Origin of the sequence: Streptomyces sp. NPDC004111 (assembly GCF_042874215.1) — a bacterium.
GTDB lineage: Bacteria > Actinomycetota > Actinomycetes > Streptomycetales > Streptomycetaceae > Streptomyces.
The window spans coordinates 348356-363350 of record NZ_JBIAMU010000008.1; the positions used below are offsets into that span (position 1 = coordinate 348356).

The window sequence follows — 14995 nt, forward strand, 5'->3', positions numbered from 1 at the left end:
GGACGCCGGGCGGACAGCAGGGGGCGACCCGGCACGAACACACCGGGCCGGGTGCGTGTGCACGCACCCGGCCCGGTGGGAATCCTCGCCGCGCGGCGACCGGAGCCGGTCGCGCGGGAGCCGGATCAGCCGGCCTCGGGGTCTCCCTTGGTGTAGGTGAGCCGCTCGACCTGGCCGGGGCGGAAGTCGTCCTCGACCTCCTTGCCGTTCACGAAGAGCTGGACCGCGCCGGCGTCGCCGAGGACGACGTCGAGCTTCTTCGGGTCGGTGAAGGTCTTGGACTCGCCCTGGTTGAGGAAGCCGTCGAAGAGCAGCCGCCCGTTGTGGGCGCGGGCCGAGACCCAGCTCTTCTCGCCGGTCGCCACCATCTTCACCGTCACCCGGTCCGCCGGGGCGGCGGCGATGGCGCTGTCGGAGGGGGCGGGCGGCTTGACGTCGGTGGGCTTGGGCTTGGTCGGGGTCGGCTTGGGGGCCGGCGCGGTGGCGGTGGCCCCCTCGGCGACGCTGCGCGTCCCGCTCTGCTTGTCGGTGCCGCTGAACATGGTGAAGCCGACGAAGCCGACCACCGCGACGATGGCCGCGACCATGGCGGCGGTCCAGTTGGGCCTGCGCGGCTCGGGCCTGATCCGCTCCGCCTCGAAGAGCGGGGCCGCCGGGGTCGGCGCGGGCCGCCCGCCGTGCTCGCCGTCGTACTGCGCGACCAGTTCCGACGCGTCGAGACCGACGGCGGTCGCGAGCGTGCGGATGTGACCGCGGGCGTAGACGTCGCCGCCGCACCGCGAGAAGTCGTCCGACTCGATGGCGTGGACGATGGGAATGCGCACCCGGGTCGACGTGCTGACTTCGTCGACCGTCAGACCTGCGGCGATCCGGGCCTGCTGGAGGGCACGACCGATGGAGGGCCGGTCGTCTTCAGGAGAGTTTCCGGGGAAGTCCGGGGAGTTGCCGATGGACACGGGGGCGCCTTTCGAGCGTGAGCCACCTGCTGGAGGTTCAGTCTAGGGGGGTTGCGCAGGGGTGGGGCAATCGGGAGGCCGGTCTTTGTACGCCATCGGAACGGCTCGGCGGCCCGGAGGCACCACAGCACCGCAGCCAAGAACACCGCTGCCCGACCATGAATGCCTCCCTCCCCTCAACTGGACGTACGCGCAAGGGAAACGGTTGCCTGTGTCCTCTTACGAGTGAGTCTCGTTAGCCCTTACGAGGGAGACTCTCCCCGGATCACGTCCAGTACGCCATCCAATTCGTCGGGCTTCACGAGAACGTCGCGTGCCTTTGACCCCTCGCTCGGCCCCACGATGCCTCGCGATTCCATCAGGTCCATGAGCCTGCCCGCCTTCGCGAATCCCACGCGCAGCTTGCGCTGGAGCATGGAGGTCGACCCGAACTGGGTGGAGACCACCAGCTCGGCCGCCTGGCACAGCAGGTCCAGGTCGTCGCCGATGTCCTCGTCGATCTCCTTCTTCTGCTTGGTGCCCACGACCACGTCGTCCCGGAAGACCGGGGCCATCTGGTCCTTGCAGTGCCGCACCACGGCGGCGACCTCGTCCTCGGTGACGAAGGCGCCCTGCATACGGGTCGGCTTGTTGGCGCCCATCGGCAGGAACAGCCCGTCGCCCTTGCCGATGAGCTTCTCGGCACCCGGCTGGTCGAGGATGACCCGGCTGTCGGCGAGCGAGGAGGTGGCGAAGGCGAGCCGGGAGGGCACGTTCGCCTTGATCAGGCCGGTGACGACGTCCACCGAGGGCCGCTGGGTGGCGAGCACCAGATGGATTCCGGCCGCTCGGGCCAACTGGGTGATGCGGACGATGGAGTCCTCCACGTCGCGCGGCGCCACCATCATCAGGTCAGCGAGCTCGTCGACGATCACGAGGAGGTACGGGTAGGCCTGGAGCTCGCGCTCGCTGCCCTCGGGCGTCTTGAGCTTGCCGGAGCGCACGGCCGCGTTGAAGTCGTCGATGTGCCGGTAGCCGAAGGCAGCCAGGTCGTCGTAGCGCAGGTCCATTTCCCGGACCACCCACTGGAGCGCCTCGGCGGCCCGCTTGGGGTTGGTGATGATCGGGGTGATCAGGTGCGGGATGCCCTCGTACGCGGTCAGCTCGACGCGCTTGGGGTCGACGAGCACCATCCGGACGTCCTCCGGGGTGGCCCGGACCATGATCGAGGTGATCAGGCAGTTGATGCAGGACGACTTTCCGGAACCGGTCGCACCGGCCACCAGCACGTGCGGCATCTTCGCCAGGTTGGCCATCTCGTAGCCGCCCTCGACGTTCTTGCCGAGCGCCACCAGCATCGGGTGGTCGTCCTCGGCGGCGTCCGCGAGGCGCAGCACGTCGCCGAGGTTGACCATCTCGCGGTCGCTGTTGGGGATCTCGATGCCGACGGCGGACTTGCCCGGGATCGGCGAGATGATCCGCACGTCCGGGGAGGCCACCGCGTACGCGATGTTCTTGGTCAGCGCGGTGATCTTCTCGACCTTCACGGCCGGGCCGAGCTCGACCTCGTACCGGGTGACCGTCGGGCCGCGGGTGAAGCCGGTGACGGCCGCGTCGACCTTGAACTCCATGAAGACGTTGGACAGCGACTCCACGACCGCGTCGTTGGCCGCGCTGCGCGTCTTGCCGGGTCCGCCGCGCTCCAGCAGGTCGAGCGAGGGCAGCGAGTACGTGATGTCCCCGGAGAGCTGGAGCTGCTCGGCGCGCGGCGGCAGCACCTGCGGCACCTCCGGCGGCGCCTTGGTGAGGTCGGCCACCCTGGGCGGCGGGGTGTCGGTCTGCCGCGCCCCGATCGGCCGGGAGCGCCCCGGGGGCGGGGAGGCAGGAGAAGCGGACTCCGCGGGAGCCGGAGCGGACGAGGGGGCGGGCGCCGGCGTGGAAGGGGTCTCCTCGCGCGCCGGGGGCACGGACGAGGTCCGCTCCTGCTCCTGGGCGACGCCCTGGGTCAGGTCGGCGACCAGCGACGAGGGCGGCAGCCCGTTGAGCACCGCGCCGTCGAGCGCGGCAGCGGCGGCAGCGGCCACGTCCACCGCGTCCTGCTCCCTGCCGTACTGCGAGGACGGCTGCACGGAAGGCGCCCTGCGGGGCCTGCGGCGGCGCCCCAGCGCCTCTTCCTCGGCGGCGTCCGGGTCGTACTCCCGCGCCTCACCACGGCGCGCGGAGGGGCGCTGAGCGCCGGTGGGAAGCGCCTCGCGCCACTGGTCCTCGTACCGCTCGTCGTCCTCGCTCGCGGGAGCGTCGCCCTGTCCGGCCCGCTCCCCCGGCTTCGGCTCGACGATGCCGAGCCGGATACCGAGCTGCCGCAGCCGCTGCGGGATCGCGGCGACCGGCGTCGCCGTGACCACCAGCAGTCCGAAGACGGTCAGGAGCAGCAGCAGCGGTACGGCCAGCACCTCGCCCATCGTGAAGGTCAGCGGCACGGAGGCGGCCCACCCGATCAGCCCGCCCGCGTCCTGCATCGCCTCGCTGCCGTCACCGCGTCCGGGCGAACCGCACGCGATGTGGACCTGCCCGAGCACGCCGATCACCAGCGCGGAGAGGCCGATGACGATCCGTCCGTTGGCCTCGGGCCGCTCCGGATGCATGATCAGGCGTACGCCGATGGCGCCGAGCAGAATCGGCACCAGCAGGTCGAGCCGCCCGAAGGCACCGGTGACCAGCAGCTCGACCAGGTCGCCGACCGGACCGCGCAGCTGTGCCCAGGTCCCGGCCGCGACGATCAGCGCGAGGCCGAGCAGCAGCAGCGCGAGCCCGTCCTTGCGGTGTGCCGGGTCGAGCCCCTTCGCGCCGCGCCCTATGCCGCGGAACATCGCACCGACCCCGTGCGCCAGGCCGAGATAGGCACCGCGCACCAGCCGGTAGACGCCCCCGGTGGGGGACGGCGCCGGCTTGGGCGCGGGCCGGGCCGCCGCCTTCTTGGCGGGGGCCTTCTTCGCGGGCGCCTTCTTGGGGGCGGTCTTCTTCACGGGTGGTTTCGCCGTGGACTTGGCGGGCGCCGTTTTCTTCGCAGCGCCCGGCGTACGGCCGGCGCGCGGCTTCGCGGTGCCCGTCGTGCCCTGAGAACCCTTGCCGGACGTACGTGAGGCCATGGGGCAAGAGGTTACCGGTGGAGACGCCCACCGACACGTGTGCCGCCGCTTCACCCGTCCGTGTCGCCCTTTGCTCGGCGTGAAATTGACGCCTCCGGCTCGTGTGCGCCGGCCCGCGAACGTGCGACAGCCCCGCCCCTGACAGGTCGCCAGGAACGGGGCTGTCGCACCGTCAGTTCTGTGACGGAAGCGTTCCCGTACCACCACCGGTGCCGGGCTCCAGCGCGTCCAGCGCCCGGCGCAGCCCGGTGAGCTTGCGCTCCAGATGCGCGGCGGTGGCGACCGCCGCGGCATCCGCCGAGTCGTCGTCGAGCTGCTTGGAGAGCGCCTCCGCCTGCTCCTCGACCGCCGCGAGCCGTGCGGACAGCTCGGCAAGGAGACCCGCGGGCTCCTTGACCACTCCCGCGTCCGCCCGGTTCGTACCCTCCAACTGGAGGCGCAGCAGAGCCGCTTGCTCCCGCAGCTGACAGTTCTTCATGTACAGCTCGACGAAGACCGAGACCTTGGCGCGCAGCACCCAGGGGTCGAACGGCTTCGAGATGTAGTCCACCGCGCCGGCCGCATAACCCCGGAAGGTGTGATGCGGACCATGATTGATCGCGGTGAGGAAGATGATCGGGATGTCCCGGGTCCGCTCCCGCCGCTTGATGTGCGCGGCGGTCTCGAAACCGTCCATGCCCGGCATCTGAACATCCAGCAGAATGACCGCGAAGTCATCAGTAAGCAGTGCTTTGAGCGCTTCCTCCCCTGACGATGCCCTCACCAGTGTCTGATCGAGCGCAGAGAGGATGGCCTCCAGCGCCAACAGATTCTCCGGCCGGTCATCGACCAGGAGGATCTTGGCCTTCTGCACCATGGCCCGTCCTCCTCGCCCCGGCAGTGCACCGGGCGCCGCCCCGGAGGACGACTCCCTTGCGTCGCCCGTCCTTGTGCCGGTCATGGTAGCCGTACCCACCCGGTCGCCACACCCTGTCACCGCGATGTCACTGTGCACGTAGCAGAAACGCATCGGGAGACCAGAAGGTTCCCCGAATACCGTGCTCTCACACGCCGTCGGCCACAGTCAGTCAGCAGAACGTCCCGCCGCCGACGGACACCCGCCCCACCGTACGGTCCCCCCGGTGATCGCGGGGGCACCCGGCCCCGTCCTCTCGCTCATTCCTTTCCGCGCATCCACTCCTGCATCACACCCAGCAGATGGTCCGGGTCCACCGGCTTGGTCACGTAGTCGGAGGCCCCCGAGTCGATGGCCTTCTCCCGGTCGCCCTTCATCGCCTTGGCCGTCAGCGCGATGATCGGCAGCCCGGCGAACTGCGGCATCCGGCGGATCGCCGTCGTCGTCGCGTACCCGTCCATCTCCGGCATCATGATGTCCATCAGAACGACCGTCACGTCGTCGTGCTGCTCCAGGACCTCGATGCCCTCGCGCCCGTTCTCCGCGTACAGCACGGACAGGCCGTGCTGCTCCAGGACGCTGGTGAGCGCGAAGACGTTGCGGATGTCGTCGTCGACGATCAGCACCTTCTCACCGGAGAAGTCGAAGGAGCGCCGCGACTCGGGCAGCGCCTCCTGCCCCTGCTGACCGGCCCACGGCTCCTGCGGGGCCGCCCCGCTCTGCGGCGCCGAGGGCTGACCGGGCAGCGCCGGCCGCTCCTCGGCCGCTCCGATCGCCCTCCGGCGGCGCCGGAACATCCCCGCCGCCCCGCCCTGCGGCTCGTCGCGCACCTGACCGTACGGCGACGGGGCCTCCGGGGCGCCCTGCACCCGCTCCTCCTGCTGCGCCCTGCGCGGCAGTTCGAGACCGCCCGGCGCGAGCTGCGGGTAGCCCTGCGGCGGCAGCTCGCTCGGGTGCAGCGGCAGGTACAGCGTGAACGTCGAGCCGCGGCCCGGCTCGCTGGCCGCGTGGATCTCGCCGCCGAGCAGCCGCGCGATCTCCCGGCTGATCGACAGGCCGAGCCCGGTACCGCCGTACTTCCGGCTGGTCGTCCCGTCGGCCTGCTTGAACGCCTCGAAGATGACCCGCATCTTGCTGGCCGCGATGCCGATGCCGGTGTCGGTGACAGAGAAGGCGATCAGGTCGCCGTCCGTGTCCCGCAGCGACCCGGCCTCCAGCAGCTGCTCGCGGATCTCGTCCGGCACGTCGGAGCCGGCCGGCCGGATCACCAGCTCCACGGCACCGGTGTCGGTGAACTTCACCGCGTTCGACAGCAGGTTGCGCAGCACCTGCAACAGGCGCTGCTCGTCGGTGTGCAGCGTGGCGGGCAGCTCCGGGGAGACCCGCACCGAGAAGTCGAGACCCTTCTCCGCGGTGAGCGGGCGGAAGGTCGCCTCCACGTAGTCGACCAGCTGGACCAGTGCGATCCGGGTCGGCGACACGTCCATCTTGCCCGCCTCGACCTTGGAGAGGTCGAGGATGTCGTTGATCAGCTGGAGCAGGTCGGAGCCGGCCCCGTGGATCGTCTCGGCGAACTCGACCTGCTTCGGGGAGAGGTTCGCGTCGGCGTTGTCGGCGAGCAACTTGGCAAGGATGAGGAGGGAGTTGAGCGGCGTGCGCAGCTCGTGCGACATGTTCGCCAGGAACTCCGACTTGTAGCGCATGGAGACGGCGAGCTGCTCGGCACGCTCCTCCAGCACCTGCCGGGCCTCCTCGATCTCGGTGTTCTTCACCTCGATGTCGCGGTTCTGCCGGGCCAGCAGCTCGGCCTTCTCCTCCAGTTCGGCGTTGGACTCCTGGAGCGCCTTCTGCCGGTTCTCCAACTCCTCGGAGCGCTCGCGCAGTTGCTCGGTCAGCTCCTGCGACTGCTCCAGCAGCACCTCGGTCTTCGTATTGACGCTGATGGTGTTGACGCTGGTCGCGATCATCTCCGCGATCTGGTTGAGGAAGTCCCGCTGGATCTGCGTGAACGGCTGGAACGACGCCAGCTCGATCACCCCGAGGACCTGCCCCTCGAAGAGCACCGGCAGCACGATCACATGCGCCGGAGGCGCCTCGCCCAGCCCGGAGGAGATCTTCAGGTACCCCTCCGGCACCTTCACCTGGATGGTCCGCTTCTCCTCCGCGGCCGTACCGATGAGGGTCTCGCCCGGCCGGAAGACGGTCGGCATCCCGCTCGCCGAGTACCCGTAACTCCCGCGCATCCGCAGCTGGTACGGGCTGTCCGCCTCCGCACCGACCTCGGCGCCCTTGGCCGCGCCCGCCCCCGACGCCATCGCCAGGAAGAACGCGCCCTGCTGCGCGGAGACCACCGGCGTCAGCTCGCTCATGATCAGCGAGGCGACGTCGTCGAGGTCCCGGCGGCCCTGCATGAGGCCGGAGATCCGGGCCAGGTTGCCCTTGAGCCAGTCCTGCTCCTTGTTGGCCAGGGTGGTGTCGCGCAGGTTGGAGATCATCGTGTTGATGTTGTCCTGGAGCTCCTGGATCTCTCCCGCGGCATCCACGTCGATCTTCAGCGTGAGGTCGCCGCGGGTCACCGCGGTCGCCACCTTGGCGATGGCCCGCACCTGCCGGGTGAGGTTCCCGGCCATCTCGTTCACGGACTCCGTCAGGTCGCGCCAGGTGCCGTCCACGTCGCGCACCCGGGCCTGACCGCCCAGCTGCCCGTCGGTACCCACCTCGCGGGCCACCCGGGTGACCTGGTCGGCGAACGACGACAGCTGGTCGACCATCGTGTTGATGGTGTCCTTGAGGTCCTGGATCTCACCGCGCGCGTCGATGTCGATCTTCTTGGTGAGGTCGCCCTTGGCGATGGCGGTGGTGACGGCCGCGATCTGCCGCACCTGACCGGTCAGGTTGGACGCCATGGAGTTCACCGACTCGGTGAGGTCCTTCCACGTCCCCGCGACGCCCGGCACCCGCGCCTGACCGCCCAGCTCGCCCTGCGTGCCCACCTCACGGGCCACCCGGGTCACCTCGTCGGCGAACGAGGAGAGCGTCGTCACCATGGTGTTCACCGTGTCCGCCAGCTCGGCGACCTCACCGCGCGCCTCGACGGTGACCTTCTTCGTCAGATCGCCGTTGGCGACCGCGGACGACACCCGGGAGATGTTCCGCACCTGCGACGTCAGGTTGTTCGCCATCACGTTGACGTTGTCGCTGAGGTCCTTCCAGATGCCGGTGACCCCGCGCACCCGGGCCTGACCGCCGAGGATGCCCTCGGTGCCGACCTCACGGGCGACCCTGGTCACCTCGTCGGCGAAGTTGGAGAGCTGGTCGACCATCGTGTTGACGGTCGTGACCAGGTCGAGGATCTCGCCCTTCGCGTCGACGGTGATCTTCTTCGACAGGTCGCCCTTGGCGACGGCCGTCGTGACCTCCGCGATGTTGCGCACCTGCGACGTCAGGTTGTTGGCCATGAAGTTGACGGACTGGGTGAGGTCCTTCCAGGTGCCGCTGACGCCCTGGACCTCGGCCTGGCCGCCGAGGATGCCCTCGGTGCCCACCTCGCGGGCCACCCGGGTCACCTGCTCCGCGAAGTTCGAGAGCTGGTCGACCATCGTGTTGAGGGTGTTCTTCAGCTCCAGGATCTCGCCGCGCGCGTCCACGTCGATCTTCTGCGACAGGTCACCGCGCGCCACCGCCGTGGCGACCTGGGCGATGTTGCGCACCTGGTCGGTGAGGTTCCCGGCCATGCCGTTCACCGAGTCCGTCAGATCGCGCCACACCCCGGCGACGCCGGGCACCTGCGCCTGACCGCCGAGCCGCCCCTCGGTGCCCACCTCGCGCGCGACCCTGGTCACCTGGTCGGCGAAGGCCGACAGCTGGTCGACCATCGTGTTGATGGTGCTCTTCAGCTCCAGGATCTCGCCGCGCGCGTCCACGTCGATCTTCTGCGACAGGTCACCGCGCGCCACCGCCGTCGTGACCTGGGCGATCTGCCGCACCTGCGAAGTCAGGTTGCCCGCCATGAAGTTGACGGAGTCGGTGAGTTCCTTCCACGTACCGCTGACGCCGTCGACGCGCGCCTGGCCGCCGAGCCGGCCCTCGGTGCCCACGTCGCGCGCCATCCGGGTCACCTGGTCGGCGAACGAGGACAGCTGGTCGACCATCGTGTTGACGGTGTTCTTCAGCTCCAGCATCTCGCCGGAGACGTCGACGGTGACCTTCTGCGAGAGATCGCCGTTGGCGACCGCCGTGGTGACCTGGGCGATGTTGCGCACCTGGCCCGTGAGGTTGCGGAAAGCGGTGTTGACCGAGTCCGTCAGGTCCTTCCACGTACCCGCCGCACCGGGCACCTGCGCCTGACCGCCCAGCTGCCCCTCGACACCGACCTCGCGCGCCACCCGCGTCACTTCGGAACCGAAGGACTGCAACTGCTCCACCATCGTGTTGACGGTGTTCTTCAGCTCCAGCATCTCGCCGGCCACGTCGACGGTGACCTTCTGCGTCATGTCACCGTTGGCGACCGCCGTGGTGACCTGCGCGATGTTGCGCACCTGGTCCGTCAGGTTGCGGAAAGCGGTGTTGACCGAGTCCGTCAGGTCCTTCCACGTACCCGCCGCACCCGGCACCTGCGCCTGACCGCCCAGCTGCCCCTCGCCGCCGACCTCACTGGCGACCCGGGTCACCTCGTCGGCGAAGGTCCGCAGCGTCTCGGTCATCTGGTTGATGGTTTCTGCGAGCTGGGCGACCTCGCCGCGCGCGCTCACCGTGACCTTGCGCGACAGGTCACCGCTGGCGACCGCCGTCGTCACCTCCGCGATCCCGCGCACCTGGGCCGTCAGGTTGCCGGCCATCAGGTTCACCGAGTCGGTGAGGTCCTTCCACACCCCGGCCACCCCGGGCACCTGCGCCTGACCGCCCAGCTCGCCCTCGGTGCCCACCTCGCGGGCGACCCGCGTCACCTCGGAGGAGAAGGAGGACAGCTGGTCCACCATCGTGTTGACGGTGTTCTTCAGCTGGAGCATCTCGCCGGCCACGTGCACGGTGACCTTGCGGGAAAGATCACCCTTGGCGACCGCCGTCGTCACCAGCGCGATGTCCCGCACCTGAGCGGTGAGCCGGTACGCCATCGTGTTGACCGAGTCCGTGAGGTCCTTCCACGAACCGGACATACCGCGCACCTGGGCCTGGCCGCCGAGCTTGCCCTCGGTACCGACCTCCAGTGCGACGCGCGTCACCTCGTCGGTGAACGCCGACAGCTGGTCGACCAGGTTGTTGACCGTGCGGCCGACCTTCAGGAACTCGCCGCGCAACGGGTGCCCGTTGCCCTCGCCGCCCTGCGACCGCAGCTCCATCCGCTGCTCCAGGTCGCCCTCCGCCACCGCGGACAGCACCCTGCCGACCTCGGAGACCGGTCGTACGAGATCCTCGACGAGGGCGTTGGAGGCGTCGATCGCCGCGGCCCAGGAGCCCTCGCAGGCACCGGTCTCCAGCCGCTCCGCGAGCTTGCCCTCCCGGCCGACCATCCGCCGTACCCGGGCCAGCTCACCGGTCAGATGCAGGTTCCGGTCCGCGACCTCGTTGAAGACGGCGGCGATCTCCGACATCACACCGTCGCCGGAGACCGTCAGCCGCTTCCTGAAGTTGCCGTCCCTCATCGACACCAAGGCCGTCAGCATGCGGTTCAACGCAGCCGTGTCGACCTCGGTGGTCCCCTTGCCGCGGGACCGTCCGCCCTTTGTGCGCGTGCTCTTGCCCCGCGCCGCCACGCCAGACTCCACCGTGTCCCTCCCGCAGGGATCGACCGTAATTCCCAGGTCTTCGCTAGAAGCTTTCCCAGTCTTCCACCTTGACGCACCGCCGTGTCCGACAGTCAAGGCGTGACACCCCCGGCGTCAAATCGTTGAAGCCTACAGCCAGGGCGCCGTATCCTCGCCCACGCACGCCCGCCCCGTACGTCCCCGGGACGCAGTGGCACATCTCCGCGCCCGACGGTCTAGCCTGGCAGGGCGTATCGAACCCGCGAGAAACGGGCACAGGACTCGGGGAAGCGACGAACACCACATGGGGAGTGCTGTGATCACGGCGCGGGCGGCTGCCACTTTCGACCCTGTCGGGCGGTCGGTAGCGACCGCCCGCGCGTTCGTACGGGACACACTCCAGGGGTGGGGCCATGCGGAGCTCGTCGACGACGCGGTCGTCCTGACCAGCGAACTGGTCACCAACGCCGTCGTCCACGCGGGCACCCAGGCCGACGTGCTGTGCCTGCGCACCGAGGACGGCATCCGCGTCGAGGTCGCCGACCGCTACCCCGAGCGCGAGGTCCCGCTCCAGGGCACCGGCCTCAACCTGGGCGGCCCCGACCGCGAGGGTGGCCGCGGCCTCCTCCTGTGCGCGGCCCTCGCCTCCAGATGGGGCGTCGAGTACACCTCCACCCAGAAGCAGGTCTGGTTCCAACTCGACCTCCCCCAGCGCCCGGTCGGCACCCGCGTCGCGGGCCCCGTCCTGCCGGACGCCAGCCTTCCGGTCGCCGACGGCCGCATCCGCGTCGCCGTCGTCCAGATAGACCGCACCGGCGCCATCGCCTCCTGGAACGAGGACGCCGAGGACCTCTTCGGGTATGCGGCCGAACAGGTCACCGGAAAACCCCTCACCGACCTCACCGCCTGGCCCCAGACCCCCGGCATCGGCACCGGCATCGCCGAGGCCCTCCAGATGTCCCGCTGGGAGGGCAGTTACGGAATCCGCGGCGCGGACGGCCGCGTCATCCCGGTGTACGCCTCCCATCTGCGCGTACGGGACAACGAGGGCGAGCCCTCCACGATCTGCCTGCTGGTACGGGACTTCGAGCGCGCCGTCCTCCAGTCCCCGCAGCGCCAGCCCTCCGTCGACTCCCCTTCCGGCGCCCTGGGCGAGGGCCGCGCCACCGACCCGTTCGAGGTCTTCATCGGCTCCCCCGCCCCCGACGACCTGGACGGCCTCCTCCAGCGCACGGTCGAGCGCGCCCGCGACATGCTCGACGCCGACTCCGCGTTCCTGCTGCTGGCCACCGATGACGAGACCGAACTCGAAGTACGCGCCACCACCGGCCTGCCCTCCGCCCGCCAGCGCTTCGCCCGCGTCCCCGTCGAGGCCGGCACCGGCAGATACGGCTCCGCCCGCATGCCCGCCGTCCACGAGGACCTGGCGGCCGTCCCCGGCGCCGTCCCGCTCCTCAACGGCACCGGAATGCGCTCGGTCGTCACGGTCCCGCTGAAGGTCGAGGGCCGCCTCACCGGCTCCCTGGGCGTCGCCGCCGAGGCCTCCGGCCGGTACACCAACGAGGAGGCCCTGCGCCTCCAGTTCGCCGCCGACCGCATCGCGCTCGCCGTCGAGTCCGCCCGCCTCGGCGAACTCGAACGCCTCCGCCGCGGCTCCCTCTCCTTCCTCGTCGAGGCCTCCGACCTCCTGGCCGGCACCCTCGACCGCGACCAGACCCTGGCCCTGATGGCCCAGATGACGGTCCCCACCCTCGCCACCTGGTGCGCCGTCTACACGATCGCGGACCAGGCCTCCGACCCGTACCTCTCCTACGTCCTGCACGAGGACGAGGAGCGCATCGACGGCCTCAAGGCCCTGCTGGCCCGCATCAGCCCGCCCGACCCGGTCCCCACCCCCGGCGCCCGCATCTGGAACGCGCCGAGCGAGGCCGCCCACCAGGCCGCCCTGCGCACCTCGATGCGCAGCCTGGGCCTGAGCTCCACCCCGCACCTGGCGTCCGGCATCGGCACCACCCTCGCCACCGCCGCGGCCGTCGGCGGCGAGACCGTCGTACTGCCCCTGGTCGCCCGCAACCGCGTCATCGGCATGCTCACCCTCGGCAAGCCCACCGACGACCACTTCCGCCAGGAGATCCTCGAACTCGCCGAGGACCTCTCCCGCCGCGCCGCCCTGGCTCTGGACAACGCCCGCCTGTACTCGGAACGCATGGCCATCAGCCAGTCCCTCCAGCGCAGCCTCCTCCCCCCGGAGCTCCCGCACGTCCCGAACGTCGAGGTCGAGGTCATCTACCGCGCCGCCGGCGAGGGCAACGAAGTGGGCGGCGACTTCTACGACCTCTTCCCGATCCGCGACGGCGCGTACGGCTTCGCCATCGGCGACGTCTGCGGTACGGGCCCGGAGGCAGCCGCCGTGACCGGCCTGGCCCGCCACGCGCTGCGGCTGCTCGCCCGCGAGGGCTTCGGCGGTCCCGCGGTCCTGGAGCGCCTCAACGCGGCGATCCTCGACGAGGGCGCCCGCAGCCGCTTCCTGACCCTCCTCTACGGCGAGCTGTGGCCGCAGGAGGACGGCAGCTCCATCCTCAAGATCGTCTGCGCGGGCCACCCGCTCCCGCTCCGCCTGCGCCAGGACGGCACGGTCACCCCCGCCGCCGAACCGCAGCCCCTGCTGGGCGTGATGGACGACCTGGAGCTCTACGAGGAGACGATCACCCTCGACCCCGGCGACGTCCTGCTCTGCGTCACGGACGGCATCACCGAGCGCCGCGAGGGCACCCGCATGCTCGGCGACGACGGCCTCGCCGAAGTCCTCGCCGGCTGTACGGGCCTGACGGCCGGCGCGGTCGCGGCACGCGTCCTGCGCGCGGTCGAACGCTTCGCGGCCGAACCGGCCTCCGACGACATGGCCATCCTCGCGATGCGCGTCCCGGAGCCCCTGAAGCAGTAGACGGGGCGGGGGCGGGAGAACCACAACTCCCGCCCCCGAAGCCCCGACCGCAACACAGGAAAGGCCCTCGCCAACCGGCGAGGGCCTTTCCGTTTGCTGAGCCCCCATGCGGAATCGAACCGCAGACCTTCTCCTTACCATGGAGACGCTCTACCGACTGAGCTATAGGGGCCTCGTTGCGCTTCGCTGTCCGCTCTGCTGCAACGAGATAGATCATACCCATAAAACCGCGGAACTCCGAACCACCCGTTCCTCTGGACCGACCCGGGTGCCGCTGCGAGCATGCGCGCATGCGGACCAGCCTCGGCAAGGCCCTGTACGTGCCCGCGTGTTCGGCCCTGGTCGCCGTCCTCGCGACACTGTCGGCGTGCTCTTCCCCGACCGGAAAGCCGCCCCCGCAAGCCACTTCCCCGAAGCCGCAGTCCCCCTCGCTCCGACCGGACGTCCCGCGGCCGGGCGACCAGAAGGTCACGATGCTGTGGAAGGGCAAGGAGCGCACCTACACGGTGCACGCGCCGCCCGGCTACTCCCCGGGCAAGCCGCTCCCCCTGGTCGTGGCCATGCACATGTACCCGGGCACCAGCGACGCGATAGCCGCCCTCAGCGGTCTCAGCAAGAAGGCCGACGCGAAGAACTTCCTGGTCGCCTACCCGGAAGGTCTCAACGGCGGCTACAACGCCCTGATCTGCTGCGGCTCGGAGGACGACGTCGGTTTCATCAAGGCGATGGTCGGCCGCCTCACCACGACGTGGAAGGCGGACCCCACCCGTATCTACGCGACGGGCATCTCCAACGGCGCGGACATGTCCTACAAGCTCGCTGTCGAGCTGCACGAGCTGTTCGCGGCCGTGGCCCCGGTGAGCGGCGCCTACGCGGGCGACGATGCGGCGGACGCGAGCTACGTGCCCAAGTCCCCGGTGTCGGTCATGACGTTCATCGGCGGCAAGGACAGGGTCGAGACCTCGGCCGAGTCGGGCGTACAGACCTGGCAACAGCGAATGGTCTGCATCCCGGCGTCTCCGCAGAAGCTCACGAACGGCATCACGAAGACCGCCGCCACCTGCCGCGACACCTCGGACTTCGTCACCTACCGGCTCCCCGAGATGGGCCACTCCTGGCCCGGGGCGACGGCCGGCGTCATGGCGGACGAGGAGGCGGGCATCAACGCCACGGACCTGATGTGGGACTTCTTCGCCGCACACCGCAAGAAGACGTCGTAGAGCCGGAATCTGGCCGTAAACGCAGAAGAGCCCCGTACCGGTATCCCCGGCACGGGGCTCTTCGCAATGATTGTTCGGCGGCGTCCTACTCTCCCACAGGGTCCCCCC

Annotated in this window: 6 protein-coding genes and 1 tRNA gene; 2 read left to right on the forward strand and 5 right to left on the reverse strand. The window is 70.2% G+C overall.

Annotation, left to right across the window (positions count from 1 at the left end):
* Window positions 1–125: 125 nt before the first annotated feature.
* The 4 genes from ACFYVL_RS18530 to ACFYVL_RS18545 form a co-directional block, all read right to left on the reverse strand.
* Window positions 126–956: a helix-turn-helix domain-containing protein gene (locus ACFYVL_RS18530; protein WP_389245929.1), complete on the reverse strand. Its 831-nt coding sequence runs from the start codon at window positions 954–956 to the stop codon at window positions 126–128.
* Window positions 957–1198: 242 nt separating this feature from the next.
* Entirely contained in the window at window positions 1199–4084 is a 2886-nt protein-coding gene (locus ACFYVL_RS18535) for a DNA translocase FtsK (RefSeq protein ID WP_389245931.1), read from the reverse strand.
* Window positions 4085–4256: 172 nt separating this feature from the next.
* A complete protein-coding gene (locus tag ACFYVL_RS18540) occupies window positions 4257–4940 on the reverse strand; it encodes a two-component system response regulator (RefSeq protein WP_384358738.1) in 684 nt (227 codons plus the stop codon).
* Window positions 4941–5239: 299 nt separating this feature from the next.
* Window positions 5240–10744, reverse strand: a complete 5505-nt coding sequence (locus tag ACFYVL_RS18545) for a HAMP domain-containing protein (RefSeq protein ID WP_389245933.1) — start codon at window positions 10742–10744, stop codon at window positions 5240–5242.
* A 283-nt stretch (window positions 10745–11027) separates the two neighbouring features.
* On the opposite strand from ACFYVL_RS18545, the gene ACFYVL_RS18550 reads away from it, so the two are divergent.
* A complete protein-coding gene (locus tag ACFYVL_RS18550; RefSeq protein WP_389245935.1) occupies window positions 11028–13667 on the forward strand; it encodes a SpoIIE family protein phosphatase in 2640 nt (879 codons plus the stop codon).
* Window positions 13668–13766: 99 nt separating this feature from the next.
* On the opposite strand, the gene ACFYVL_RS18555 is transcribed toward ACFYVL_RS18550, so the two are convergent.
* Window positions 13767–13839, reverse strand: a tRNA-Thr gene (locus ACFYVL_RS18555).
* Between the two features lie 118 nt (window positions 13840–13957).
* Between ACFYVL_RS18555 and ACFYVL_RS18560 the strand changes: the two genes are divergently transcribed.
* A complete protein-coding gene (locus tag ACFYVL_RS18560; protein ID WP_389245937.1) occupies window positions 13958–14887 on the forward strand; it encodes an alpha/beta hydrolase family esterase in 930 nt (309 codons plus the stop codon).
* Window positions 14888–14995: the final 108 nt, after the last annotated feature.

Coding starts and splice junctions, on each gene's coding strand:
- ACFYVL_RS18535 (WP_389245931.1), bottom strand. CDS start 4,084: ATGGCCTCACGTACGTCCGGCAAGGGTTCTCAGGGCACGACGGGCACC.
- ACFYVL_RS18540 (WP_384358738.1), bottom strand. CDS start 4,940: ATGGTGCAGAAGGCCAAGATCCTCCTGGTCGATGACCGGCCGGAGAAT.
- ACFYVL_RS18550 (WP_389245935.1), top strand. CDS start 11,028: ATGGGGAGTGCTGTGATCACGGCGCGGGCGGCTGCCACTTTCGACCCT.
- ACFYVL_RS18560 (WP_389245937.1), top strand. CDS start 13,958: ATGCGGACCAGCCTCGGCAAGGCCCTGTACGTGCCCGCGTGTTCGGCC.